Raw genomic sequence first — 24,494 nt, forward strand, 5'->3', positions numbered from 1 at the left:
GAAACCATCTTAGTTTCCTCTTCAACTAGACTGCAAGCATGCATGCCGATCTCGTCGCCACCATCGTCGCCCAGTGGCGCGCCGAGCGGCCCGACCTGGACCCATCCCCCATCGGCATCCTCGGGCGGCTCAGCCGCGTCTCGAGCTTCGTCACCGCCGATCTCGTCGAGCTCTACCGGCAGTTCGGTCTGACCGAGGGCGAGTTCGACATCCTCGCCACGCTGCGGCGCATCGGCGCGCCCTTCGCGCTCTCGCCGTCATCGCTGGTCGGCATCACGATGGTGACGAAGGGCGCCATCTCCAAGCGGCTCGACACACTCGAGGCGAAGGGGCTCGTCACGCGCAGGCCCGACGAGCACGACGGCCGGGGCCGCATCGTGCGACTGACGGATGCGGGGCTCGCTCTGGTCGACGAGGCCGTCGTCGCGCACCTGGAGAACGAGCGGCGCATCCTGGAGCCGCTGCCCGAGCGCGACCGCATCGAGCTCGAGCGCATCCTCGCCGGCTGGGCGCAGCACTACGAGTCCGCAGCACCGCATCAGCTTCCTTAGATAGGGCAACTATGAGCCTGTCCGGTAAGATCGGAGCATGATGCGCGAGCAGGACACCGACGGCCGGGCGATGCTCGACCCGAGGCGACTGGGCGCATCCGCCCGCCTCGTCGAGCAGCATGGGATGAGCGACGTCGAGGTCGAGGAGGTCATCGACCTGTTCGCTGCCCTGCGCCGCTGGCACCGTGCCGCCGCGGCGCACAGCGAGGCGAGCAGGCGCTTCATGAAGCTGGGCGAGAACGACATGCGCGCGATCCGCTACGTCATGTCGGTCGGCCGCGAGGGCGTCGTCGTCACCTCGACCATGATCGCCGCGCACCTGGGCATCTCCGGCCCCTCGGTGACGAAGCTGCTCGACCGCCTCGAGCGCGCCGGCCACATCCGGCGCGAACCGCATCCCACCGATCGGCGCGCCCTCTCGATCGTCGTGACCGACACCACCCGCACGACGGCGAGCGCGACCGTGGGCAGCGATCACGCGCGCCGCTTCGCGATCGCCGCATCGATGTCGCACGAGGAACGGCTGGCGGCGACGAAGTTCCTCACCGCGATGGCCGATCTGCCGGTGCTCGATCACGCAGCCGAGCCCGTGGGCGCCGCGCAGCACTAGCGGCGCGAGGTCCCGCGCGGCTCAGTGCTGGCGCGACCCCCGCGCCCTCAGTGCTGGGCGCGGTTCCCGGGAGTCTTACCGCGGGGCGCGGGACACGGCGCCCCGGAGCCGGAGCAGCCGCGCGATCACGGTCACCGCGCCGATGACGACGCAGGCGGCCGCCGCCGCGACCGCAACCGCGACCGACTCGGGCTGATCGAGCAGGCGGCCGACGCCGATCCAGCTCAGCCCCCACAGCATCGCCAGCGTCGGCGCGATCGTGCCCCGGCCGCGGATGGCGATCGCGACCCCGACCGCGGCCACCACCGCCAGCACCGCGGCTGCGGGCAGCTCGAAGGCGACAGGGCGCATGCCGGCGTCGGCCAGCCAGGCGGCGATGTTGGCGACCGTCGCGACGGAGACCCAGCCGAGGTAGAGACCGAAGGTGCCATCGACGAGCAGCGTCTCCAGCAGCGAGTCGGCCCTCGAGCGCTGCAGCAGCTCGAAGATCGCCGCGAGCACCGCCAGCAGCAGCACGATCACCACCACCGTCAGCGGCAGCAGGCCGGCCTGCGCGCAGAGGATCCAGGCGGCGTTGAGCACCAGCGACGCCACCGCGAGCCAGCCGATGCGCCGCTGCCGGGGGTCGCGCCGCTGCTTCGGCAGCACCTGCCAGATCGCGTAGGCGGCCAGCCCGAGGTAGATGAGGCTCCAGATCGAGAAGGCGGTGGAGGCAGGCGCGAGCGGCGTGGCGTCGGCCGAGAGGGCGCCGCTCGAGGATGCCTGCACCTCCTGCCCGCCGAACGCGCCGGAGCCGAGCGCCGCCATCGCGAGGGTCACTGGCAGCGCGAGGAGCACCACCCAGGGCCGGATGCGGTCGGCGGCGGTCATGGTCGTCGTGCGGTCATCGCGCATGGTGCTGCTCGCTCTCTGTCGGGGCGGTCGCGGCCCCGCGCTCCCAGTCGGCGATCGGGCCGGGCTCGACGAGGAAGAGCGGATGCGGTTCGGGATGGTCGGGCAGCGGCAGCTCTGGGCTGCGCGCGGCCAGCTTGGCGCGGAGGTGGTCGAGCTCGAACGCGAGCTGCCCCTCGGTGACGCGGATGCGTCGCACCGGCCCGGCGCGCTCGGCACCGGTGGTCTGGGCCTCGGAGGGCACGGGGCGCGTGCGGTCGATGCGGGTGCGGTCGAAGCGGTAGCCGCGCGCCTCGGCGGCCGCCGCCACCGCCTCGAGGTAGGTGCCGATCGCGGCGACCGGGTCGGGCTGCGCACGGAAGCGCGCGAGCTGCGGGTGGCGGGTGTAGCCGCGCGTGCGCCCGGCGAGCACGGCCTGCGCCAGCAGCGCCTCGCGCCAGCAGGCGGTGAGGCCCTGCCTGTCGAGCAGCGCGGGGTGCAGCGACCAGAGCCTCATGCGGCATCCTCCTCGGCGACGGCGACGATGCGGCCCGCCATCATCTCGAAGATCACGTGGTGCGCGGGCACGAGCGACCACCAGTAGAGGCGGCCGGCGAGGCCGCTGGGCAGGAAGACGGCGCGCTGGCGGTAGTGCGCGCCGCCGGGCACATCGTCCGCCGGCTCGACCGTGAACTCGATCCACGCGCGGCCCGGCACCTTCATCTCGGCACGCAGCCGCAGCATCCGGCCGCGCTCGATGCGCTCCACCCTCCACCAGTCGACGGTGTCGCCCTCGCGCAGCGTGGTGGCGTCGCGCCGGCCGCGGCGCAGCCCCACGCCGCCCACCAGCCGGTCGGCGAGGCCGCGGATGCTCCACAGCAGCGGCACCGAGTACCAGCCGCGCTCGCCGCCGATCGCCTCCACCACGCGCCAGACCGCCTCGGGCGGGGCTGCGGTCGTGCGCTCGCGCGCATCCTCGAACACGGTCGAGCCCGACCAGCTGGGGTCGCTCGGCAGCGGGTCGGCGGGCGCTCCGGCGGCGGAGGCGGAGCGCCAGCTCGACTCGATGTCGCCGGCGCGCTCGCGGGCGAGCGCGAGCCGCACAGCGCGGCGGTAGCCGGTGAGCCCCTCCGCAGGCGGCGGGATGATCGCGTCGATGCGACGCTCGGCGACGACGCAGTCGTGCAGCAGCGAGCCGATCAGCGGCATCGCGATCGCCCGCGGCACCGGCGTGACGAGGTTGACCCACTGCGACGCGAGCCAGGGCGTGAGCACCGGCAGCGGCGCGATCGGCCGCTGCGGCAGCCCGGCCTCGACGGCGTAGCCGTTCATGGTCTGGCCGTAGCGCAGCACGTCCGGTCCGCCGATGTCGAAGCTGCCGTGCACGTCGTCGGCGACGGTGGCGGCGGCGACCAGGTAGTGCAGCACGTCGCGCACGGCGATCGGCTGCACGAAGTTGCGCACCCATCGGGGCGCCGGCATGTACGGCAGCACCTCGGTCAGGTGGCGGATCATCTCGAACGAGGCCGAGCCGGAGCCGATCACGATGCCCGCCTCCAGCACGATGGTGGGCACGCCGGAGGCCAGTAGCTCCTCGCCGACGGCCACGCGCGAGGCGAGGTGCTTCGAGAGCCGCTCACCCTCCGGATGCAGGCCCGAGAGGTAGACGATGCGTCGCACGCCCGCCGCACTGGCGGCGGTCGCCACGTTGCGGGCCTGCGCGAGCTCTGCCGCCGCGAAGTCGCCGCCCGCGGCCATCGCGTGCACCAGGTGGTAGACGACGTCGATCCCCTCGACGGCGCGCGCCACGTCGCCCGGCACCTCCAGGTCGCCCCGCACGGCCTCCACCGCATCCGCCCACGACGCGTCGCGGAGCCGGCCGGGGTCGCGCGCGAGCACGCGCACGGTGTGGCCGGCGTCGAGCAGTCGCGGCACGAGGCGCCCGCCGATGTAGCCGGTCGCCCCGGTGACGAGCACCGTCCTGCCGCTCATCGCCACCCCATCGCCCACGCGATGCACAGCAGCGTCACGATGCAGCCGCACACGTAGTTCACCCAGAGGAAGTGCCTCCAGCCGCGGTTCGCCGTTGCGCTGGTCGCGTCGGTCACGCGCCAGAACGGCGCGGCGATCACGAGGTACGGCAGCGCGACGACGGCGCCCAGGGCGGCGGGCCACGGCGTCAGCAGCATCAGCAGGCCGGCCGCCGTCCACAGCGCCATCGCCAGCCGCACCGTCGCCCTGGCGCCGAGCGCCGTGGCGGTCGAGGCGATGCCGCCCTCCCGGTCGGGCAGCACGTCCTGCACGGCTCCGAAGGCGTGGCTCGCCATGCCCCAGCAGAAGAAGGCCGCCAGCAGCGCCAGCAGCGCCGGCGTCCACTCGGCGCCCGCGAGCACGAGGCCGTAGACGGCGGGGCTGACGAAGTGGGTGCTCGAGGTGATCGAGTCGAGCACCGGCACCTCCTTCCAGCGCAGCCCCGGCGCCGAGTAGGCGACGACCGCGAACAGGCTCACCGCGAGCACCGCCCACGACGCCGGCCCGCCGAGCACGACGAGCGCCACCACGAACGGCAGCGCGAGGCCGATCGCCCAGGCGAGCGTCGCACGATGGGTCGCGGGCGGCAGCAGCGCGCCCTCCACACCGCCCTTGCGGGGGTTGGCGACGTCGGATGCGTAGTCGAAGACGTCGTTGATGCCGTACATGGCGAGGTTGTACGGCACCAGGAAGAACAGCGTGCCGAGCACCAGCCGCGCGTCGATGGCGCCGCTGGTGAGCAGCATGGCGGCCGCGAACGGGAACGCCGTGTTGATCCAGCTCACCGGGCGGGAGGCCAGCAGCAGGCGGCGGGCGAGGCCGGGGGCAATGGCGACCTCAGGCATCCGTCCTCCGCTCCTCGGCTCGGCCGCGCGCGGGCAGCAGCCGCCACAGCGCGACCACGACGAGTAGGGCGACCAGGGCGTAGCCGAGATCCTCGATCGGCACGAGCCCGATGTGAGGGCCCAGCAGCAGCGCGTCGTCGTAGCGGAACAGATCGAGCGCGATCATCAGCGAGTCGAACGCGAGGGTGAGCGCCAGCACGGCGGCGGCGGCGATAGCCAGCGCCGTCCAGCCGCGCCGATCACCGCGCAGCGCCACCACCGCGCACACGACAGCGGCGACCAGCAGCGGAAGCAGCAGCAGCGCGTAGCTCACGACGCCTCCCCCGCCCGGGCCGCCGGGACTGCGCGCGCGGATCGCCCGCGCAGCGCCGCGAGCACCCGCTCGGCCCCCGCGAAGGCGACCAGCGAGACGTAGGCGAGGAAGACCAGGAACGCGAGCTCCTCGATCGGCAGGTGCGGCAGCACCTCGAAGCCCGTCATCCACGGCGACGCGCCGAGGCGGAAGTTGCCGGTGGCGATCGCCGCCAGGTCGAGCAGCAGCATCACCGTCGCGGTGGCGGCGACCGCGATCAGCGCGCGCCGGGCGTCATGGAACAGCGCGAGCCGCCAGCGGGCGTCGATCGTGCCGACGCCGAGCGCCGAGATGGCGATGGCGGCGAGGTAGGCCAGGCTCACGGCGCCGCCTCCACGCGCTCGCCGCCGAGCGGCTGCAGCGGTCCGGACGAGCGGTCGCCGCGCACGTGCTTGACGACCAGCTCGGCCGAGATCAGGCACATCGGCACGCCGATGCCTGGCACCGTGGTGGCGCCGGCGAGCAGCAGGTCGCGCACGCCCGAATGCCGGGTGGAGCCGCGCAGGAAGGCGCTCTGCCGCAGCGTGTGGGCCGGGCCGAGCGCGGTGCCGCGCCAGGAGTCGAAGTCGCGCGCGAAGTCGGCGGGGCCGATCGTGCGGCGCGTCACGACCCGGTCGGCCAGGTCGTCGATGCCCGCCCAGGATGCGATCTGCGCGATGGCCCGATCGGCGATCTCCTCGACCGGCGGGCTGCCGCGGCCGTCGAGGCCGCCGCCGCCCAGCCGCAGGTCGGGCGGCACCGGCACCAGCACGAATAGCGCCTCGTGCCCGGCCGGCGCGACCGAGGGGTCGGTGGCGGAGGTGCGGCTGACGTACAGCGATGCGGGATCCGTCACGCCGCGCGAGGCGCGAGCCCCCAGCGGGCCGAAGATGCGCCGGAACCCCTCCTCCCAGTCGCGGGTGAACAGCAGCGTGTGGTGCGCGAGCTGCGGCAGCTCGCCCTCGACGCCCAGCATCACCAGCACGGCGGAGGGCCCGGCGACCCGCTTCGCCCAGCGCCGCCGGGCACGCTCGGCGATCCCGGGCACGTGCGCGAGCAGGCGCGTGTCGGTGGCGTGCGCGTCGGCCGCCGAGACGACCAGATCGGCCGCGATCCGCTCACCGCCGGCGAGCTCGACCCCGCGCGCGGCGCCGTCGTCCACCAGGATGCGCTCGACCCTGGTGCCGGTGCGCACCTCGACGCCGGCGACGCGCGCGAGCCGCGCCAGCGCATCCACGACCGCGGTGAAGCCGCCCTGCGGGTACCAGACGCCTTCGACGAGGTCGAAGTGGCTCATCAGGTGGTACATCGAGGGCGCCGACTTGGGTTCGGTGCCGAGGAACACCGCGGGGTAGCCGAGCGCCTGCCGCAGCCGCCGGTCGCGGAAGGAGCGGGCGATGCGCAACTCGAGCGACTCGAGCAGCAGCCGGGTCAGCCGCGGCAGCCGGCGGGCGAGGCCGAGGCCGGCGAAGGCGCGAGGCGAGTCGAAGCGGTTCGAGAGCAGCCCGCTCGTCGCCAGCTCGGCGGTCTCGGTCGCCGAGCCGAGGTAGGCGCGCAGCCGCTCGCCCGCACCGGGCTCGATCGCCTCGAAGCGCGCGAGGGTGGTGACCAGGTCGCCAGAGACCTCCAGCGCCTCGGCCTCCCCCTCATAGAGCACCCGGTACGCCGGATCGAGCCGCACGAGCTCGAGCTCGTCCTCGAGGCTGGAGCCGAGCATGCGGAACGCGTGCTCGTAGGGCTCGCGCATGAGCATCCACGAGGGGCCGGTGTCGAACAGGAAGCCCTCGGAGCGCCAGCTGCCGGCGCGACCGCCGAGCCCCTCTGCCTGCTCGACGAGGGTCACCTGGTGGCCGTCGCGAGCGAGCAGGCCGGCGCTGGCGATGCCGGCGATGCCGCCGCCGATCACGACGATGCGGCTCATCGCACGGGCTCCGCGGTCGCGAGGCGGGCGCGCGGTGCCGCAGCGCGGCTGAGTCCGGCGCCGAGGGCGGCGCGCGCGACGATCGCCGCCTTCTGGGCGTTCGGCACGCTGATGCGGCGCAACGGCAGCTCGGCGGCCGGGGTGTCGCGGATGCGTCGGCCGAGTGCCGCGAAGATGTCGTGCGCAGCGATGACGGCCGGGCGGGCCTCGCGCGGCAGCAGCTCCACGGCGCCGCGCGCGATGCGCAGCTCTCCCTCGAGCCGATCCAGCACGCGGTGCACCGCCTCCTCGCTCGGCCTGGCCGGGTCGATGCCCGGCAGGTAGGCGCGGCCGAGCCCGGTGGCGTCGGCGCCCAGGTCGCGCAGGAAGTTGACGACCTGGAAGGCGCTGCCGAGCGCCCGGGCACCGCGTGCGACGCGCCTGGCCTCGGCGTCGAGCAGCACCGCGCCGCCGAGGAAGCAGCGCACGCACATGATGCCGATCACCTCGGCCGAGCCGTACACGTACGCGCGCAGCTCGCGCTCGTCGGCGAAGGCGACCGGCTCGAGGTCGCGGCGCATCGCGGCGAAGAACGGTGCGGTCTGGTCGCGCGTGATGCCGACCCTGCGCGCGGTCTCGGCGAAGGCGTGCACGATGAGATCGGCGCTGAAGCCCGTCGCGAGCGCCCGCTCGACCTCGCGCTCGAGCGCGTCGAGCACCTCGCGGCAGCCGGCGGCGTCGAGCCCGGACTCGGCGCCCGGCCCGTCGACGATCTCGTCGGCGACGCGCACGAGCGCGTACACGGTGCCGATGTCGCCACGCATCTGCGGCGGCAGCAGCCTGCTCGCGAGCCCGAAGGACGTCGAGTACGCCGCGATCACCTCGGCGCTCGCCCGTCTGGCGGTGGCCGAGTAGGCCTCCAGGCCCGTCATCGCTCGCGCTCCGCGCAGCGCTCGAGCAGCTCGGCGAGGCCGTCGCGCGCCGACTGCTCGACGGGTGCCTCGGCGATCATCGCCCGCACCGCGTCCACCGCCTGTGCGATGCGCCGCTCGACGGCCTCCAGCGCGCCGCTGCCGCGCATGACCTGGCGCACGCGAGCGGCGGCGCCCACGTCGGCGGCGCGGTCGCCGTAGTGCGCCGCGACGCTCTGCCACGCGGGATCACGGCTGGCGAGCGCCGAGAGCAGCGTCGGTGCTCCGGCGCGGATGTCGCTCAGGGCGCTCTTGCCTGTGACGGCCTCGTCGCCGAAGACCCCCAGCACGTCGTCGCGCAGCTGGTAGATCACACCCAGGCGCAGGCCGATGGCCCCCAGTGCCGCGAGCGCCTGCTCGCTCCTGCCGCCGAGCAGTGCGCCGATCTCGAGCGGTGCGCGGAACGAGTAGTCGGCGGTCTTGCCCTCGAGCACGCGCTCGATGACGTCCTCCTCCGGCGCGGTGCCCGCCAGCAGCACATCGTCGTGCTCGCCCTCGGCGGCGTGCACCATCGCGCGCTCGACGACGTCGACGATCCGTGCGCGGATGGGGTGGGGCAGCTCGAGCCTCGCGATCGCGGCGAGCGCCCGCACCAGCAGCGCATCGCCCGCCACGATGGCCGTCGTGAGGCCGAGCCGGCTCGCCTCGACGGGCGCGAGCCCAGCGGCGGTCGCGGTCTGCGTGGCGGCGAAGGCCACCGAGGGCCGACCGCGGCGCTCGTCGTCGCCGTCGATGACGTCGTCATGCACGAGCAGCGCCGCGTGCAGCAGCTCGACCGCGGCGGCGGCCTCGACGACCGCGGCGCGGTCGGCGCCCTCCCCGGCCGCCAGCAGCACCAGCCGGGGGCGCAGCAGCTTGCCGCCCGCGACGGCGCCCGCGGCTGCCGCCTGCACGGGGTGGGCTCCGCGGGGCGCCGCGAGCGCGCGGACGCGCCGATCGACCTCGTCGAGCAGCGTCGGTGCGCCGACGGCGGTCATGAGGCACCTGCCAGCACCGGCAGCTGCTCCGCCTGCAGCACGAGCCAGGGGCTGAATGCCCACGGGGTGGCGCGGATGCCGGCCAGCAGCGCCTCGGGCTCGACCCACTGCCACTCGGCCACCTCAGCCTCCGCCGGCAGCAGCTCGCCGTCGACCCGGCCGACGAAGACCGGGCAGCGCTCGTGCTCGACGATGCCGGAGGCGTCGACGGCGCGATACGCGAAGTCGGGCAGCACCAGCTCGAGCTGCCGCACCCCGACGCCGAGCTCCTGCTGCAGCCGGCGGCGGACCGCCGACTCCATCGGCTCGTCGGGGGCGGGATGGCCGCAGCATGCGTTCGTCCAGACACCCGGCCAGGCCGCCTTGGTGAGGGCGCGACGGGTGACGAGCATGCGCCCGTCGGCATCCAGCAGGTGGCAGGAGAACGCCAGGTGGAGCGGGGTGGCGTCGGTGTGCACGGTCGCCTTGGGGGCGGTGCCGATCGGTGCACCGGCCGCATCGAGCAGCACCACGAGCTCCTGCTCGGCGGAGCGGTCGGGAGAGGTCATGCGGGAAGCCTAGCAAATGGTGAGCCTGTGCAACTATAAGTTTGGCAATATAGAATGCCTCCATGCCCCGACCCACGCCTCCGCCGCCGGACGCCCGCGCCGTGATCGACGCACGACGGCACGAGGCATCGGCCAAGGTGGTGATCGAGCTCGGCCTGAGCGACGCGGACGTCGAGGAGATCGTCGACCTGTTCACCTCGCTGCTGCGCTGGCGCAGCACCTCTGACGCCCAGCGGGAGGCCAGCCGCCGCTTCATGCGCCTGGGCGAGAACGACATGCGGGCGATCCGCTTCCTGATGACCGCTCGCCATGACGGCACCATCGTCACCTCGACCCTGCTCGCCGAGCACCTGGGCCTGAAGGGTCCGTCGGTGACGAAGCTGCTCGACCGGCTCGAGCAGGCCGGGCACATCCGGCGCGAAGCGCACCCGAGTGACCGCCGGGCGCTCTCGATCGTCGTCACCGACGGCACCAGCACCACCGCGACCGCCACGGTCGGGGCCGACCACCTGCGTCGCTTCCGGATAGCGGCGGCGATGACGAGCGACGAGCGGCTCGTCGTCACGCGATTCCTGACGGCGATCGCCGATCTGCCGGTGCTGGAGCCGGGCACCTGACTCCGCGGCGCTGACCCGCATCATGACCTCGCGACGAGCGCGCCCCGGCGCGCGTCCGCGAGCTCCCGGGCGAGCGCGGCCGCGAGCCCGCCGAGGACGTCGGCGACGAGATCGAGCAGCGTGTCCTCGTATCCGACGCCGATGTCGGGGGTGATCCAGGCATGGCCGGCCCACTCGCCCAGCTCCCAGAGCAGCCCGAGCAGCAGCACCGCCGTCGTCGTGTGCAGCACCCGCGAGGCCGCCGCCCTCCGATCCGAGCCCGACGGCAGCAGCCCGGCGGGCAGCATCGCCGCGCGGGCGAGCACCGCGAGCACGGCACCGGAGCCGAGGTGCATGGCGAAGTCGAGGCCCGGCACGGTCTCGTACGTCCCCGTGGCCGCGAACCACGCTGAGGCGAGCAGCACGATCTGACCCGTGAGGTCGGTGGCGGTCGGCACGCGCAGGAAGCGCAGCGCCATCGCACCGCCGAGCGCGAGGAGCATCGCGGCGGCGGAGGGGCCGCCGGCGACGACTCCCGCGAGCGGGACCGACACCAGGGCGACCACCCGCAGCGCATCACCCGGCAGCCAGCGACCCTGCGACCGCAACCAGCCGCTCACAGCTTCGACCGCCGCACATCCGGGCCACCGAGCCGCGCCACCCACCGCCTTCCGGGCGAACCGCCCAGCGCCCAGTTCCGGCGGAAGGTGCGCATGGCCACGGCGACGCGCGCGCGAGCAGCCCGCGCGCTGCGGAAGATGCGCCCCTCGGCACCCACTCGGAGCCGAGGGTCGAAGCGGATGCGCGCCCGCGGTCCGAGGTGCATGGCGAGGTCGAGATCGTCGTGCACGTCGGGCTCCTCGCGCTCGACGTGCGCGGCGACCGACAGCCACGCCGTGCGCCGCACCGCCATGTTGGAGCCCCACAGCGGCACGTTGGCGATCGCCGCACCGCCGGCGACGAACGTGCCGAATGCATACGTGATGCTCGCGGGTGCACGCAACCAGGTGGGCAGGTCGTCGAACCGACCCGGCCCGGTGAGCCCGTCCAGCGCGGGGTCGGTGGTGAAGGCCTCGCGGATCCGCTCGACCCAGTCGGTCGGGAGCGCCGAGTCGGCGTCGCACCGGGCGATGACGTCGCCGCTCGCCTCGTCGTAGCCGCGCGACGCAGCGGCCGGTATCCCGCGGCGCGGCTCCACGACGACCCGCGCACCCGCGGCCAGGGCGACCGCCGCGGAATCGTCGGAGCAGCCGTTGTCGACGACGATCACCTCGTGCGGAGCCTCGGTCTGCGCGGCGATCGCGTCGAGGCATCGGCGCAGGGCGGGCGCGTCGTCGCGCACGGGGATCACGATCGATACCCGCAGGCGCGCACCCGCGCTCGCATCCGTCATGCCGGAGAGCGTGCCACGCGAGCCTTGTCGTCACCTGATCGTGCAGGCGGCGCGAACGGATCAGAAGGGGGTGGGCCCGTCGGAGCCGAACAGTGCGTCGACCCGGTCGCGCGCATCGCCCTCTGCGGCGGTCTCGGCGGGCGCCGCAGCCGGCTCCGGGCGGCCGGTGGACGCGGGCGCGTCGCGCAGGTCCTCCCGGGCAGCCCGGGCGGCATCCTGCTCCCGCACCTCGTGGATGAAGCGGCGCACCCGCTGGTCGACGATGATGTCGCGCGGCTGCAGCGGTCGGGTCAGGTAGAGCCCGTCGAGCGACGTCAGGCGCGAGAGCGCCACGTAGGTCTGCCCGGGAGCGAAGGCGCGCGAGCCCAGGTCGATCACCGCGCGGTCGAAGGTCTTGCCCTGCGACTTGTGGATCGTCACCGCCCACGCCAGCCGCAGCGGGAACTGCGTGAACTCGGCCACGACATCCCGCTTGATCTCCTTGGTCGTCGGCGAGTACGAGTAGCGGAACTGCTCCCACACGGCCGGCTCGACCTCGTGCTGCTCGCCGTCGACCTCCACCCAGACGGTGCCGCCGATGTCGACCACCTTGCCGAGCGAGCCGTTCACCCAGCGGCCCTCGGAGTCGTTGCGCAGGAACATCACCTGCGCACCGAGCTTGAGCTGCAGGTCGACATCCGCCGGGTACTGCCGTCCGCCGAAATCGCCCGTCACCTCGGCCACCGCCGTCTTCGACTTGCCAGGCAGCCGTGCGAGCTCGCGCGAGTTGATGCGGGTGACCGTGTCGTTGCGGGTCGCGAGCGTCAGCACCTCGTCGTCCGGCGGCGTGCGAGCGCCCGCATCGTTCAGCAGCTGCGCGATCTCGGCGGTCACCGTGCCGTGCCGCACCGCGTTGAGCGCCTGCTTGAACTCCAGGTCGGACTGCCGGTGGATGTGCACCAGCTCGACCACGTCGAGCGGCTCGTCGCGCCAGACGCGCGCGTCGAAGAACCACATCGACTCGTAGTGGTCGGCGAAGTAGGCGCGCTCCTCGGCATCGCCGGGCACCGGCGCCAGCTGGTAGGGGTCGCCGAACATCACCACCTGCACGCCGCCGAAGGGCGCAGAGCGCACGCCCCGCGCCTGCCGCAGCGAGCGGTCGATGGCATCCATCAGGTCGGCGTTCACCATCGAGATCTCGTCGATGACGAGCAGGTCGAGCTTGCCGAGCATGCGCTTGAGCTCTGCGCTCTGCCGCAGCGGCGCCTCGGCGATCACGCCCAGCGGCAGCTTCAGCAGCGAGTGGATCGTCTGCCCGCCCACGTTGAGCGCCGCGACCCCCGTCGGCGCGCACACGATGATCTGCTTCTTCGAGTGCTCGGTCAGGTGCCGCAGCAGCGTCGACTTGCCCGTGCCGGCGCGACCGGTGATGAACAGGTGCCGATCGCCCTGCTCGATGCGCTCATGGATCGCCAGCTGCTCAGGCGTCAGCTCGATCTCCATCCCTCCATCCTCCCGCACCCGCGGCAGGCTAGCCGGGAGCCGCCGCGCGCGTCCGCTCGGCGCGCCCGCCTGTGGACGCACGCAGGGGTGCTGTGTGACCGACTGTGACGGCGCATCCGTCCCTCGATCGCCAGGATGCGAGAGGATGGAGGCAGAAGGAGGGGATGCGACATGTGCCGACTGCTCGCGCACGTCTCCCCCACGCCTGCCACGACGCGGGACGTGATCGGCGACGCATCGTGCGTCGAATGGCAGCGGCTGGGCCGCCTGCACACCGACGGCTGGGGCACCGCGTGGCTCGACGGCGACCAGGTGCGGCGCTACCGCGACGCCGCCCTGGGCCTGGACAACCCCGACCTCACCGACGCACTCGTCGACACGCCCTCGCGCGCGCGGCTGACGCATCTGCGGCTGGCGACCGAGGGGCTCGCGACCCGGGTCGCCAACACGCACCCGTTCCGGGTGGGCGAGATCGTGCTGGCGCAGAACGGCTCGGTGGCGCCGATCGATCGCCTGCGCGAGAAGGTGACGGATGCGGAGCTCGCCCGGGTGGGCGGGGAGACCGACACGGCGATGGTGTTCGCGCTCATCCTGCGCAGGCACGAGGCCGGCGAGCCGCTGTTCGACGCGGTCAGCGCGACGGTGTCGGAGCTGCGCCGGGAGTTCCCGGCCGCGGCGCTGAACCTGCTGGTGCTCTCGCCGCACGAGCTGATCGCGACGCATGCGAACGAGGGCGCCGCGGTGCCGCTCGAGCTGTTCGAGGAGTCGGGGCTCGGCGACGACCTGCCCGTCGACCACGTCGACCACTACTACCAGCTGTCGTGGCGGCGGTCGGAGGACGGCGCGATCGCCGTGACCTCGAGCGGCCTCACCGGCGACGGCTGGAACCGCATGGCGCCCGAGACGGCCGTGCGCATCGACCTCGACACCCTCGAGGTATCGCGGCGCGACCTGCGCGTGCCCGTGCAGGTGGGCTGAGGTCGCACGCGGCAGGAGCGTGCCAGGCTGGCCGGCATGGTCGATCGTGTCGCGCTGCTGCAGGACGGACTCGTGCTGGTCGGCGACGACGGGGCGCTGCCCTCGTTCGAGGCTGCTGAGGATCTCGAGCTCGCGCAGGCGCTGACGCTGGTCGGCGCCGAGATCCCGCTCGCGCCGACCATGCGGCTGCCGGACGGCTCCCGGGTGCACGTCGTCGGCATGCGCGACGGTGCGGAGCGGGCGGATGCGCGCGGTGCGCTCGTCGCGCCGGCCGCGCTGGCAGACGGTGCGGTCGCCGCCGCGATCGCGCAGGCCGTCGCCGAGCTCGACCCCGCGCGCACGCCCGCCGGCCGGCCCGACTGGTATCGACCCGGCTGGTACGAGGCGATCGAGACGTGGATCGACGGCGCGCTGCTGCCGAGCGGTCGGCGCCGCACCGGGCCGATCGAACCGGTGAAGGCGTGGAGCGTCTCGGCAGTCGCACGCGTGCCCGTCGAGGGCGACGCGGTGTGGGTGAAGCAGCCCTGCGCGCACTTCCACGCGGAGGCGAGGATCCACCGCGCGGTCGCCGCGCTCGTGCCGGAGCTGGTGCCGCAGCTCATCGCCACCGAGGTCGACCGCGGCTGGCTGCTGATGGAGCCGATGGCCGGCGCCGAGGAGGCGCAGCACGCCGCCGGCGCCGCCCTGCGGGTCGCCGAGCGCTGGGCCGACGCGCAGATCGCGGCGGTCGAGCAGGTGCCGGCGCTGCTCGCGGCAGGGCTGCCGCACCGCGGCCTCGAGCTGACGGTGACCGGGTTCCGGGCGCTGCTCGAGCACAGCACCGAGCTCGCCCTGCTCGACGCGGTCGAGCTGGCTGCGATCCGCGGCAGCGCCGACCGCGCCATCGAGCTCGTGCGCGAGCTCTGGCACGCGGGGGTGCCCGACACGCTCGCCCACGGCGACCTGCACCTCGACAACGTCGCCTGGGACGGCGAGACGCTGCGCCTGTTCGACTGGACGGACGGCTGCGTCAGCCACCCGTTCCTCGACATCGCGCACCTGACCCGCTTCATGGGCGTGCGCGACGAGGCGGCGGCCTTCGAGGCCGCCTACGCGTCCCGCTGGCGGGAGGCCTTCCCCGAGGCCGACACCGATCGGGCCCTGGAGCTGGCGCCGCTGGCCGACCTCGTCTTCCAAGTCGTCACCTTCGACGAGATCGCGAAGGCGACCGAGCCGGTCTCGGCATGGGAGCTGGGCGGCGTGGTGGCGAAGAAGCTGCGGCACCTGCCCGCGATGGTCTCGACGCTCGCTTGAAGCCAACCCGGCGCTTCCCGCTGCCACTGCTCTCGGCACTCCGCTGAGCACGGCGCACTTCTACCCAACATGCTTCTACCAAGGTAGAATCCGGCGCATGAGTCTCAACATCAAGAACGAGCGCATCCACGAGCTGGTCCGCGAGCTCGCAGCGCTCACAGGGGCGACGCAGACCGGCGCGGTCGAGGAAGCCGTGCGGCGGCGGCTGGAGGAGCTGCATGCGACGGCTGGCCGACGAGCCCGGCCCGCTCCGAAGTACTCCCAGGAGGAGATCCAGCGCCGGATCACCGCCATGGAGCGCAGCGCCGAAGAGTTCCGATCCCTGACGACCGCCGAGCAGCGCAGAGGGATGGTCGAGCACGAAGATTGGCTCTACGACGAGGGTGGGCTCCCGAAGTGATCATCGACACGTCCGCATTGATCGCGGTGCTCGCAGACGAGCCGGAGGCCGACGGCCTCCGCGAACTGCTCGCGGCGTACGGAGGGCGCATGTCTGCCGCGACGCTCGTCGAAGCGCGCATGGTCGCGTACGGCAGAGCCGGAGCAGAGGCGATGCGGAGGCTTGATCAGTTCGTGCGCCGATATGGTCTCGAGATCGTGCCGTTCGATGCTGAGCAGGCTGACGCCGCCGCCGACGCCTTCACCGCCCACGGACGGGGATCGGGGCATCCGGCGCGACTCAACTATGGCGACACCTTCAGCTATGCCCTGTCTCACGTCGCCGACGAACCGCTGTTGTTCATCGGCGACGACTTCAGCCGCACCGATCTGCGCTCTGCGCTGGAGGAGTACGCATAGCAGCGGTCTCGCGACGGGTCCGCTACGGAGGTGCAGGCGGCTAGCGGCGGCCGAAGACGGCCAGCGCGATGCCGCCGACGATGAGCACGGCGACGCCTGCCGCCGCGGCGATCCACGGCGTCGGGTCCTCGTTGTAGGAGTCCTGCGCCTTGCCGACAGCCCGATTCGTGACCTTCTTGGGATTCACGCGGTCCTCGAGCTCGTTGAGGTGCTGGCGCAGCTCCTCGCGCTTGCGGTCGACGTCTCGCTGCTCGGTCATCGCTGCACTCCATTGGTCGAGGAGGGGTTCGTGCCGACGCGGTTCGCGTCGAAGGCGTTCCTGTCGAGGTCGTCGAGCGGGTCGGTGCCGTCGGCGGCGTGGCCGAGACCGCGCACCATGTTGACGTCGTCCTTGATGCTGTCGACCGCCTGCAGGTTGTTGAAGTCCTTGTTCTTCTTGATCGCCGAGAGCCCCACGAGCACCAGGATCAGGATGACCAGCAGCAGCAACGCGGAGATCAGCAGCGCCGACAGCCACGGCACGAAGACCACGTTGAGTCCCTCATAGCCGGCGTAGAGCAGCCAGCTGATCAGGAAGATGGCGAGCACACCGGCGACGGCGAGCAACGCGCCGCCGATGCCGAGGCCCTTCGCCTTGCCTGCGACCTCGGACTTGAGATTGTCGATCTCCGCCTTCACGAGGTCGGTGAGCAGCTTCGGCGTCTCGGCGATGAGATCGCCGAGCGACTTGCGGCTTGCCATCAGACGTCCTCGGGTCGCGCGACCTCAGAGCCGTGATCGCCGCGGCGCGAGCCCTTGCGCTTGGTGACCTTCTCGATCGCGTCGCCGGCGGCATCCGTCGCCGACTCGACGAGCTTGGGGCCCTTGGTCTCGACGAAGTGCTGCACCTCGTGCCGCTGCTTCGAGACCGCGGGCGAGTTCCACACCTTGTCGGCCGCACTCGCGATCTGCTCGTAGCGCTGACGGCCGGCCTTGGCTCCGAGCACGTAGCCCGCGCCGAGTCCGACCACGAAGAGGATCCTGCCGCGCATGTTCGCTCCTGCCGTTGGGGTTGCCAGCGGTGCTGGCCGGTCGTGCCACAACGATACCCACGACCGGCCGGGATGCACTCTCAGGTTGTGGGGCTCCCACAGCCGAGGAGCGCGATCGCCCGCCGCTCGATCAGTGTCTGGTCACCAGACAGCGCCGGGTCACCAGATCGTGACGCGCGCCTGAGGGTCGAGCCAGAGCTGGTCGCCCGGCTGCACGTCGAACGCCGCCACGAACGCGCCGAGGTTCTTCACCACCTGATTGGTGCGGTGCTCGTTCGGCGAGTGCGGGTCGATCGAGACCAGCCGCACGGCCTCCTCGGGGCGGATCGCCAGCTGCCAGGCATACGCCCACGACAGGAAGAAGCGCTGCGCGCCCGTGTAGCCGTCGATGACGGGCGGCTCCTCGCCGCCGAGGGAGTGCAGGTAGGCACGCCAGGCGATGCCGAGGCCGCCCAGGTCGCCGATGTTCTCGCCGATCGTGAGCGCGCCGTTGACCTTGTGGCCGGGCGCGGCGACGGGCTCGAGCGCGTCGTACTGCGCGATGAGCGAGCTCGTGCGCTCCTCGAAGGCCTTGCGGTCCGCATCCGTCCACCAGTCGAGCAGCCGGCCGTCGCCGTCGAACTTGGAGCCCTGGTCGTCGAAGCCGTGCCCGATCTCGTGCCCGATGACGGCACCGATCGCGCCGAAGTTCGACGCCGCATCTCGCCCGGCGTCGAAGAACGGCGGCTGCAGGATGGCGGCGGGGAAGACGATCTCGTTGAAGCCGGGGTTGTAGTAGGCGTTGACCGTCTGCGGGTTCATGAACCACTCGTCGCGGTCGATCGGCTTGCCGATCTTCGCCAGCTCGCGGTCGTGCTCGAAGCGGGTCGCGGCCTGCACGTTGGTGACCAGGTCGTCGCCGATCTCGAGCGAGGCGTAGTCCTTCCACTTGACCGGGAAGCCGATCTTGGGCGTGAACTTGCCGAGCTTGTCGTGCGCGCGCGCCTTGGTCTCGTCGCCCATCCAGTCGAGCTGCTCGATCGAGGCCCGGTAGGCCTCGACGAGGTGCTCGATGAGGTCGTCCATGGCCGCCTTGGCCTCCGGCGGGAAGTGCCGCTCGACGTAGATCTTGCCGACCGCGTCACCCAGCATGCCCTCGACCAGTGACACGCCCCGCTTCCAGCGCTCGCGCTGCTCGGGGGCGCCGGTGAGCACCGTGCCGTAGAAGGCGAACTGCTCGCGGGAGATCTCGGTGGTCAGGTAGCTGGCGTGGGTGCGCAGGATGCCCATGCGCAGCCACGACTTCCATTCGTCGAGGCGCTCCTCGACGAGCAGCCCGGCGAGGTCGGTGAAGAAGCTGGGCTGCCGCACGACGGCCTCGTCGTAGGTGCCCTCGGGCGCGTGGATCGCGCGCAGCCACGGCTGCAGGCGCGGGTGCTCGTCGGCGGGGCGCTGCAGGTTGTAGGTCTTCTCGTCGTCGCGGGTGGCGACGTTGTCCCAGTGGTGGCCGGCGAGCTCGGTCTCGAGCGCGAAGACGACCGCCGCCTCCGATTCGGCGTGCTCGGCACCCAGGTGGTCGAACATCGTCTGCAGGTGCGCCAGGTAGGCGGTGCGCACCTCGGCGAAGGCGTCCTCGCGGTAGTACGACTCGTCGGGCAGGCCGAGCCCGCCCTGGTTGAGGTGCAGCAGGTAGCGGCTCGGGTCGCCCGGGTCGGTGTCGACCCACTGGCCGGCGAACGAGGGGCCGCCGATCGACTCGAGCTCGCCCATGAGCGCCAGCAGCCCGTCGATGTCGGTGACCTCGTCGACGCGGCCGAGCAGCTCGCGGATCGGCTCGATGCCCTTGGCGTCGGCCGCCTCCTCGTCGACGAAGGATGCGTAGAGGTCGCCGACCTTGCGGGCGTCGGTGCCCGGCTCGGCATCCTGCATCTCGATGATGATCTCGCGCACGGCCTCCTCTGCCGCCTCGGCGAGCACCGCGAACGATCCCCAGCGCGCCTTGTCCGCGGGGATCTCGGTGCGCGCGAGCCAGTTCGAGTGCACGTGCTGGAAGAGGTCGTCCTGCGGGCGGATCTCGGCGTTGAAGTCGTCCACGGGCAGGCCGGAGGGCAGCGTCGTCATGCCTCCCAGCCTACGGGCGCTGGACGCAGCCGATCTCAACGTGCGAGGTGGCCGCTCGGCGCAGGGGGTGCGGCGAAGCACCACCTCGCACGTTGAGCACGATGCGTCGGTAGCGTGGGGCGGTGCGAGTGCGACCGGATGCGCGGGATCGGGAGATCCTGCGGCTCGCGGTCCCCGCGCTCGGCGCGCTGATCGCCGAGCCCGCCTTCCTGCTCGTCGACACCGCCATGGTCGGGCACCTGGGCGCCGAGCAGCTCGCCGGCGTCGGCATCGGCGTCGCCGTGCTCTCGACCGCCGTCGGGCTGCTGATCTTCCTCGCCTACGGCACCACCCCGGCGGTCGCCCGGCTGCTCGGCGCCGGAGACCGGCCCGCCGCCATCCGGGCGGGCATCGACGGCATCTGGCTGGCGATCGTCGCCGGGGCGGTGCTCGTGCTGGCCACCCCGCTCGCGCACCCGATCGTCGCGGTCTTCGGCGCCGCATCCGCCGTCACCGAGCACGCGGCGGTCTACCTGGGCATCTCGATCCTGGGGCTGCCGGCGATGCTCGTCGTGCTCGCCGCCACCGGGCTGATGCGCGGGCTGCAGGACACCAGGACGCCGCTGGTGGTCGCCACCGTCGGCTTCGCGGCCAACGCGGCGCTCAACGCGGTGCTCATCTACGGCCTCGGCCTCGGCGTCGCGGGCTCGGCCCTCGGCACCGTGATCGCGCAATGGGGGATGGCGGCGTTCTTCCTGTGGTTCGCGGTGCGCGAGGCGCGGCGCGCGGGCGTGCCGCTGGCGATCCACTGGGGCGACCTCGGCCGCACCGCATCGACCGGCGGCTGGCTGTTCGTGCGCACGCTCTCGCTGCGCATCGCCCTGCTGGCGACCACCGCGGTCGCGACCCAGGCAGGCACCACGACGCTCGCCTCGACGCAGATCGCCTTCACGCTCTTCTCCACCCTCGCCTTCGCGCTCGACGCGCTCGCGATCGCCGGGCAGGCGATGCTCGGCAAGTCGCTCGGATCGGGCGACGTCGCCGAGGCGCGCGCCGTGACTCGGCGGCTGCAGCTGTGGGGCGTGGGGTTCGGATGCGTCGTCGGTGCCCTGCTGCTGTCGGTCGCGTGGGTGCTCGGCGGGGTCTTCACCGCTGACGCGAGCGTGCTCGAGGCGCTGCCGATCGCGCTCGTGCTGCTCGCGCTGGCGCAGCCGATCGCCGGCTACGTGTTCGTGCTCGACGGCGTGCTGATCGGCGCCGGCGACGTGCGCTACCTCGCGTGGACGGGCGTCGTGAACCTCGCCGTCTACCTGCCGCTGCTGCTGCTCGCGCTGCTGCCTGGCTGGGACGCGCTCGCGGTCATCTGGGGCGCCTTCTCCTTCGGCTACCTGGGCGCCCGGGCGATCACCCTCGGGCTGCGCGCCCGCAGCGACGCGTGGATGCGCATCGGGCGGCACTGAGCGGCGCTCCGAGCCAGTCGCACCCCTGGGCCGGCCACCGCGGCGTGGCCGCCTCAGGCGGTGGGCACCGTCGATGGTGGGGACCAACGCATCGTCTCCGGGGTGATCGGGCGCGTCACCAGCCACGACGGGGCCTCCGCGTCGGCGCCATCGGCTGGCTGGGAGACGTTCATGGCGATCCCGAGCGTCAGCCGTCGCGCAAGGTCCGGCCGGAACGGGGTCAAGCACGACGCGATGATCCGGGCGGCGGCCACGGGCAAGTGGCGCGGGGAGCCGTGCCACGAGTTCGCGACCTGCACCATCTCGGCGAGCTGCGAGGCACTGAGCCCGGCGGGGCCGCACACCTCCAGGATGCGCCCGCGCAGCGCATCATCCGTCGCGGCCCGGGCGACGACGCCGGCGACGTCCCGCACGTCGACGAAGCGGTGGATCGCCTCCCCCCGCCCGATCAGGCTCGGGCGGCCGGAGCCGCCGGCGGAGAGGGTGAGGATCATGGCCCAGGTCTGCGCGAACGACGCAGACCGCACGATCGTCCACGGCACGCCGCTCGCTGTGACGATCTGCTCGGCGGCCCACTTCGTGCGCGCGAGCGGCTGCCGTGCATCGGGGGCGGCGCCGACGGCGGACACGAGCACGATGCTGCACGCATGGCGCGTCGCCGCGGCGACCACCGCCCGCGCGCCCAGCACGTCGACGGTTTCGAGCCCGTCGCGCTCCCTGCTCTCCACCCCGTGCGAGGCGAGCACGATGCACGAGGCGCCGGCGGCGGCAGCCACCACGGCGTCGGAGTCCCTGACGTCGCCGTCGATGCGTTCCACCGGCGCGAGCGCGGGTTCTGCCGCCGTCGCGTGCCGCGCGAAGACCCGCAGCGCATGCCCGTCTGCGAGCGCGTCGACGACGAGGCGGCCGAGGCGCCCGGTCCCGCCCACGACGAGGATCATCGTCCCGGCTCCGCCGTGAGCGCATGCAGCGCGGCGTTCGCATCGAGCCCGTCGCGGACGACGGGCTCGAGGTAGAAGGTGCCCGCGGCGATGAGGCCGCCATCGACGCGGAAGATCATCACCCCGCGCAGGACCTGCTCTGTGCCGTCGGCCAGTCGGCCCCGGATGACGATCTCGGTCCAGACCGTGGAGCCGTCGGCCATCGAACGCCGCTCCTCGAGCTCGAGCCCGGCGATGAAGGCGAGCAGGTGCGACCAGTTGCGCCGCACCTGCTCGGCTCCTCGGAAGCTCCGCTCGGGGTGGACCGGGTTCTCGAGCACGTAGTCCTCCGCGAAGTGCGCGACGATCCCCTCCAGGTCATGCGCGGAGACGGCCCGGTGGAGGCTCCGCACGACCTCACCGGGATGCATCCGGCCCTCTCCTCGCTCGTCCATCGCTCTGCCTCTCCTCGTGCCGGCTCGAAATTTTTCGGTACAGTGTGGTGTATCTAATCTGGAGGATCCTCGTGCCTGAGCAGCCTGTCAAGAGGCGCTATGACGCGGCGCGTCGCCGTCGCGACGCCGCCGCACGGCGGGGCAGAGTCGTGGAGGTCGCGCGCACGCTCTTCACCTCCCAGGGCTTCTCGCGCACCACCGTCGCCGAGGTCGCGGCGTCGGCCGAGGTGTCCCCCGAGACGATCTACAAGGCATTCGGAGGCAAAGCCGGCCTGGTCCGCCACATCTGGGCGAGCGCACTCGCGGGCGCCGGCTCCGAGCACGCCGAGCGACGCGCCGATGCTGCGGCTGCGGCTGCCGCGAGCGGGACGGAGATCATCCAGGCATGGTTGCGCCTGGCACTCGAAGTCGCGCCCCGGGCGAGCGCAGTGCTCGCGCTCGTGCGATCCGCGGCCGAGGTCGACCCGGAAGCCGCGGCACTCCTGGACGAGATCGAACGCGGGCGCTCTGCGCGCATGCTGCACAACGCTCGGGCGCTCGCCGACACCGGGCACCTGCGGGCCGATCTGAGCGTCGAGGCGGCGCGGGATCTGCTGCTCGTCTTCTCCGGCGACATCTACGACCGGCTGGTGCTGCGCGCTGGATGGGATGCGGAGGACTACGTCGCGACCATGACGCGCGTGATGGCAGCCGCGCTCATCCAGCCGGGGTAGTGGCGAACCGGCGCCGGCTCAGACGAGGGCGTCGCGGCGGCGGAAGCGCCATGCGGCGGCGGCCAGCAGCACGACCGCGATCGCGAGCAGCCACCAGGAGCCCGTCCAGTCGGGGTCGTCGGCGAGCGGGTTGGCGACCCAGTGGAAGGGGCTGAGGTTCTGGAGCCACTCCCACGACTCCCCCAGCAGCGGCGCGAAGTCGCCGACCAGCAGGAGGCCGACGAGCAGCACCCAGCCGAGCCAGGCCACCGTCGACGGCAGGAAGGCGACGATCGCCGCCGCGGCGGCGAGGTAGATCGCCACCAGCGGCAGGTGCGTCGCAGCGATCGCGGCGAGCTGACCCCAGCGGTCGTCCCCATCCGCGGCGAGCGAGCCGGCGGCGACCAGCGTGAACGCCGCCAGCACCGCGAGCGCGGTGAGCGCGCCGACCAGCAGGTGGCTGCCGAGCCAGCCGAGACGGCTGGCGGCGGTGGCGAGCACGATCTCGCCGTGCGCGACCTCCTCGTGACGCAGTCGCAGCACGCTCTGCATCGCAGCCGCGCAGGCGATGACTCCCACGATGCCCGCGAGCGCCGTCAGGAACATCGCCTCGGCGTCGCCGCCGCTCTCGGCACCGAGCCGCCCGACGATCGCGCGCAGCTGCTCGACGTCCTCGAGCGCCGACGCCACGACCGGCGCGAGCCTGCCGACGAGCACCCCCAGCACCACCGCGACGAGCCCCCAGGCGAGCACCGAGCCGCGCAGCAGACGAGCGGTCAGCCCGAGGGGCGCGCCCGCGGGGCTCCAGCCGAGCAGGACGCTGCCGGTGCCGCGGCCGAAGCGCTCCGGCAGCAGTGATCCGCCCAGCTCGTGCCGCGACTCGAGCGCGACGACGAGCGCGAGCAGCACGAGCACCGCGGCGACGAACAGCAGCAACGGGGTGGCGTCCGGCTCCCAGGGCGCGTCGGCGTAGGGGTGCGTCTGGGCGCCCCAGCCGATCGGCGAGAGCCAGACGGGCCAGGCCGCCTCGACCCGCGTGAGATCCGCGCTCGGCTCGCCCAGCGCATCCCCGATCCCGCGCACGAAGAACCACAGCCCCACCACGATCGCGGCGGCGCCGTTGGCCGCACGCGAGGTCGGGAAAATGCGGCCGGCCAGCAGCCCGACCAGCATGGCGACCGTGCCGACACCCGCGAGCGAAGCGGCCAGCAGCAGCGAGCCGACCGGCTCGAGCCCGAGCGGCAGCGAGACGGCGAGGATCGCCGCGCACAGGACCGCGAGCTGCACGGCGCCCGCGAGCAGCGTGGAGACCAGCGGCGCCCAGCGGCCGACGGCGGTGCCGCGCACCAGCTCGGCGCGGCCGGCGTCCTCGTCGCCGCGGGAGTGCCGCACGGCGAAGAACGTCATCATGAAGCCGGCCATCACGGCCAGGAAGGCATAGGTGGAGACGAACATCACGGCGCCGAGGCCGATGCCGGCGGGCGCGCCGCGCAGCAGCAGCAGGGCCGGCTGCGCCGACAACAAGGCCACCAGCGCGCGGCGGGCCTCCTCGTCGAAGGCCGCGCCGAGCCCGCCCAGCACCGCCGCCCACAGCCCCGCGATCGCCACCACCCACAGCAGCAGCACGAGACGGTCGCGGCGCAGCGCCGCGAGCAGCAGCAGCCCGGTGCCGGTCATCGCCCG

The 24,494-nt window shown here is 73.0% G+C and carries 29 protein-coding genes; 9 read left to right on the forward strand and 20 right to left on the reverse strand.

The window, feature by feature from the left end:
• The first annotated feature begins 38 nt into the window (after nucleotides 1–38).
• Nucleotides 39–551 (forward strand): MarR family winged helix-turn-helix transcriptional regulator, encoded by a 513-nt coding sequence (locus BM288_RS06380; RefSeq protein ID WP_092917030.1) that lies wholly within the window; start codon nucleotides 39–41, stop codon nucleotides 549–551.
• A gap of 37 nt (nucleotides 552–588) precedes the next feature.
• On the forward strand, nucleotides 589–1,161 hold the full coding sequence (locus BM288_RS06385; RefSeq protein WP_092917032.1) for a MarR family winged helix-turn-helix transcriptional regulator: 573 nt from the start codon (nucleotides 589–591) through the stop codon (nucleotides 1,159–1,161).
• A 75-nt stretch (nucleotides 1,162–1,236) separates the two neighbouring features.
• On the opposite strand, the gene BM288_RS06390 is transcribed toward BM288_RS06385, so the two are convergent.
• From BM288_RS06390 to idi, 10 genes are read right to left on the reverse strand one after another with little or no spacing between them, the layout of a single operon-like run.
• Nucleotides 1,237–2,055, reverse strand: a complete 819-nt coding sequence (locus tag BM288_RS06390) for a tryptophan-rich sensory protein (protein WP_318255372.1) — start codon at nucleotides 2,053–2,055, stop codon at nucleotides 1,237–1,239.
• Complete coding sequence (locus BM288_RS06395; RefSeq protein WP_092917034.1) at nucleotides 2,045–2,548, reverse strand: pyrimidine dimer DNA glycosylase/endonuclease V; 504 nt, start codon at nucleotides 2,546–2,548, stop codon at nucleotides 2,045–2,047. Before BM288_RS06395 ends, BM288_RS06390 begins: the two co-directional genes overlap by 11 nt.
• A complete protein-coding gene (locus BM288_RS06400; RefSeq protein WP_092917784.1) occupies nucleotides 2,545–4,023 on the reverse strand; it encodes an SDR family oxidoreductase in 1,479 nt (492 codons plus the stop codon). Before BM288_RS06400 ends, BM288_RS06395 begins: the two co-directional genes overlap by 4 nt.
• Nucleotides 4,020–4,907, reverse strand: a complete 888-nt coding sequence (locus tag BM288_RS06405; protein WP_092917036.1) for a prenyltransferase — start codon at nucleotides 4,905–4,907, stop codon at nucleotides 4,020–4,022. Before BM288_RS06405 ends, BM288_RS06400 begins: the two co-directional genes overlap by 4 nt.
• Nucleotides 4,900–5,220 carry a lycopene cyclase domain-containing protein gene (locus BM288_RS06410; protein ID WP_177220282.1) on the reverse strand — a complete coding sequence of 107 codons (321 nt, stop codon included), beginning with the start codon at nucleotides 5,218–5,220 and terminating at the stop codon, nucleotides 4,900–4,902. Before BM288_RS06410 ends, BM288_RS06405 begins: the two co-directional genes overlap by 8 nt.
• Complete coding sequence (locus BM288_RS14455) at nucleotides 5,217–5,582, reverse strand: lycopene cyclase domain-containing protein (RefSeq protein WP_177220283.1); 366 nt, start codon at nucleotides 5,580–5,582, stop codon at nucleotides 5,217–5,219. Before BM288_RS14455 ends, BM288_RS06410 begins: the two co-directional genes overlap by 4 nt.
• Nucleotides 5,579–7,159, reverse strand: coding sequence for a phytoene desaturase family protein (crtI, locus tag BM288_RS06415; RefSeq protein WP_092917040.1), 1,581 nt, complete (start codon nucleotides 7,157–7,159; stop codon nucleotides 5,579–5,581). The genes BM288_RS14455 and crtI overlap by 4 nt, the downstream gene beginning before the upstream one ends.
• Nucleotides 7,156–8,070, reverse strand: coding sequence for a phytoene/squalene synthase family protein (locus tag BM288_RS06420; RefSeq protein ID WP_092917042.1), 915 nt, complete (start codon nucleotides 8,068–8,070; stop codon nucleotides 7,156–7,158). The genes crtI and BM288_RS06420 overlap by 4 nt, the downstream gene beginning before the upstream one ends.
• Nucleotides 8,067–9,086 carry a polyprenyl synthetase family protein gene (locus BM288_RS06425; protein ID WP_092917044.1) on the reverse strand — a complete coding sequence of 340 codons (1,020 nt, stop codon included), beginning with the start codon at nucleotides 9,084–9,086 and terminating at the stop codon, nucleotides 8,067–8,069. The genes BM288_RS06420 and BM288_RS06425 overlap by 4 nt, the downstream gene beginning before the upstream one ends.
• Nucleotides 9,083–9,634: an isopentenyl-diphosphate Delta-isomerase gene (gene idi / locus BM288_RS06430; protein WP_092917046.1), complete on the reverse strand. Its 552-nt coding sequence runs from the start codon at nucleotides 9,632–9,634 to the stop codon at nucleotides 9,083–9,085. The genes BM288_RS06425 and idi overlap by 4 nt, the downstream gene beginning before the upstream one ends.
• 62 nt (nucleotides 9,635–9,696) lie before the next feature.
• Here idi and BM288_RS06435 point away from each other — a divergent pair, with 62 nt between their 5' ends.
• Nucleotides 9,697–10,251, forward strand: coding sequence for a MarR family winged helix-turn-helix transcriptional regulator (locus BM288_RS06435; RefSeq protein WP_092917048.1), 555 nt, complete (start codon nucleotides 9,697–9,699; stop codon nucleotides 10,249–10,251).
• 20 nt (nucleotides 10,252–10,271) lie between these two features.
• Here the strand turns inward: BM288_RS06435 and BM288_RS06440 are convergent, their stop codons facing one another.
• From BM288_RS06440 to BM288_RS06450, 3 genes are read right to left on the reverse strand one after another with little or no spacing between them, the layout of a single operon-like run.
• Nucleotides 10,272–10,838, reverse strand: coding sequence for a DUF2238 domain-containing protein (locus BM288_RS06440; RefSeq protein WP_143103049.1), 567 nt, complete (start codon nucleotides 10,836–10,838; stop codon nucleotides 10,272–10,274).
• 8 nt (nucleotides 10,839–10,846) lie between these two features.
• On the reverse strand, nucleotides 10,847–11,623 hold the full coding sequence (locus BM288_RS06445) for a glycosyltransferase family 2 protein (RefSeq protein WP_092917052.1): 777 nt from the start codon (nucleotides 11,621–11,623) through the stop codon (nucleotides 10,847–10,849).
• A 60-nt stretch (nucleotides 11,624–11,683) separates the two neighbouring features.
• Nucleotides 11,684–13,105, reverse strand: a complete 1,422-nt coding sequence (locus BM288_RS06450; protein ID WP_092917054.1) for an ATP-dependent DNA helicase — start codon at nucleotides 13,103–13,105, stop codon at nucleotides 11,684–11,686.
• A 171-nt stretch (nucleotides 13,106–13,276) separates the two neighbouring features.
• Between BM288_RS06450 and BM288_RS06455 the strand changes: the two genes are divergently transcribed.
• The 4 genes from BM288_RS06455 (at nucleotide 13,277) to BM288_RS06470 (ending at nucleotide 16,174) form a co-directional block, all read left to right on the forward strand.
• Nucleotides 13,277–14,083: a class II glutamine amidotransferase gene (locus BM288_RS06455; protein ID WP_177220284.1), complete on the forward strand. Its 807-nt coding sequence runs from the start codon at nucleotides 13,277–13,279 to the stop codon at nucleotides 14,081–14,083.
• Nucleotides 14,084–14,119: 36 nt separating this feature from the next.
• Nucleotides 14,120–15,376 (forward strand): phosphotransferase family protein, encoded by a 1,257-nt coding sequence (locus BM288_RS06460; RefSeq protein WP_092917058.1) that lies wholly within the window; start codon nucleotides 14,120–14,122, stop codon nucleotides 15,374–15,376.
• Nucleotides 15,377–15,473: 97 nt separating this feature from the next.
• A complete protein-coding gene (locus BM288_RS06465; RefSeq protein WP_092917060.1) occupies nucleotides 15,474–15,776 on the forward strand; it encodes a type II toxin-antitoxin system VapB family antitoxin in 303 nt (100 codons plus the stop codon).
• A complete protein-coding gene (locus BM288_RS06470) occupies nucleotides 15,773–16,174 on the forward strand; it encodes a type II toxin-antitoxin system VapC family toxin (RefSeq protein ID WP_092917062.1) in 402 nt (133 codons plus the stop codon). Before BM288_RS06465 ends, BM288_RS06470 begins: the two co-directional genes overlap by 4 nt.
• Before the next feature lie 40 nt (nucleotides 16,175–16,214).
• On the opposite strand, the gene BM288_RS06475 is transcribed toward BM288_RS06470, so the two are convergent.
• From BM288_RS06475 to BM288_RS06490, 4 genes are all read right to left on the reverse strand, one after another.
• Nucleotides 16,215–16,433 (reverse strand): DUF3618 domain-containing protein, encoded by a 219-nt coding sequence (locus BM288_RS06475; RefSeq protein ID WP_092917064.1) that lies wholly within the window; start codon nucleotides 16,431–16,433, stop codon nucleotides 16,215–16,217.
• Entirely contained in the window at nucleotides 16,430–16,915 is a 486-nt protein-coding gene (locus BM288_RS06480) for a phage holin family protein (RefSeq protein WP_092917066.1), read from the reverse strand. The genes BM288_RS06475 and BM288_RS06480 overlap by 4 nt, the downstream gene beginning before the upstream one ends.
• Nucleotides 16,915–17,205 (reverse strand): hypothetical protein, encoded by a 291-nt coding sequence (locus BM288_RS06485; RefSeq protein WP_092917068.1) that lies wholly within the window; start codon nucleotides 17,203–17,205, stop codon nucleotides 16,915–16,917. The genes BM288_RS06480 and BM288_RS06485 overlap by 1 nt, the downstream gene beginning before the upstream one ends.
• Nucleotides 17,206–17,364: 159 nt before the next feature.
• Nucleotides 17,365–19,305, reverse strand: a complete 1,941-nt coding sequence (locus BM288_RS06490; protein WP_092917070.1) for a M13 family metallopeptidase — start codon at nucleotides 19,303–19,305, stop codon at nucleotides 17,365–17,367.
• A gap of 122 nt (nucleotides 19,306–19,427) precedes the next feature.
• Between BM288_RS06490 and BM288_RS06495 the strand changes: the two genes are divergently transcribed.
• The gene (locus BM288_RS06495; protein WP_318255374.1) at nucleotides 19,428–20,744 is read left to right on the forward strand and encodes an MATE family efflux transporter; all 1,317 of its coding nucleotides are present in this window, start codon (nucleotides 19,428–19,430) and stop codon (nucleotides 20,742–20,744) included.
• Nucleotides 20,745–20,797: 53 nt separating this feature from the next.
• Here the strand turns inward: BM288_RS06495 and BM288_RS06500 are convergent, their stop codons facing one another.
• On the reverse strand, nucleotides 20,798–21,673 hold the full coding sequence (locus BM288_RS06500) for an SDR family oxidoreductase (RefSeq protein ID WP_177220285.1): 876 nt from the start codon (nucleotides 21,671–21,673) through the stop codon (nucleotides 20,798–20,800).
• A gap of 8 nt (nucleotides 21,674–21,681) precedes the next feature.
• Nucleotides 21,682–22,119, reverse strand: coding sequence for a nuclear transport factor 2 family protein (locus BM288_RS06505; RefSeq protein WP_092917074.1), 438 nt, complete (start codon nucleotides 22,117–22,119; stop codon nucleotides 21,682–21,684).
• Nucleotides 22,120–22,190: 71 nt separating this feature from the next.
• Here BM288_RS06505 and BM288_RS06510 point away from each other — a divergent pair, with 71 nt between their 5' ends.
• On the forward strand, nucleotides 22,191–22,832 hold the full coding sequence (locus BM288_RS06510; RefSeq protein WP_143103050.1) for a TetR/AcrR family transcriptional regulator: 642 nt from the start codon (nucleotides 22,191–22,193) through the stop codon (nucleotides 22,830–22,832).
• An 18-nt stretch (nucleotides 22,833–22,850) separates the two neighbouring features.
• Here the strand turns inward: BM288_RS06510 and BM288_RS06515 are convergent, their stop codons facing one another.
• On the reverse strand, nucleotides 22,851–24,488 hold the full coding sequence (locus BM288_RS06515; RefSeq protein WP_092917078.1) for a hypothetical protein: 1,638 nt from the start codon (nucleotides 24,486–24,488) through the stop codon (nucleotides 22,851–22,853).
• Between the last annotated feature and the right edge of the window lie 6 nt (nucleotides 24,489–24,494).

It is taken from the genome of Agrococcus baldri (genome assembly GCA_900114805.1).
GTDB lineage: Bacteria > Actinomycetota > Actinomycetes > Actinomycetales > Microbacteriaceae > Agrococcus > Agrococcus baldri.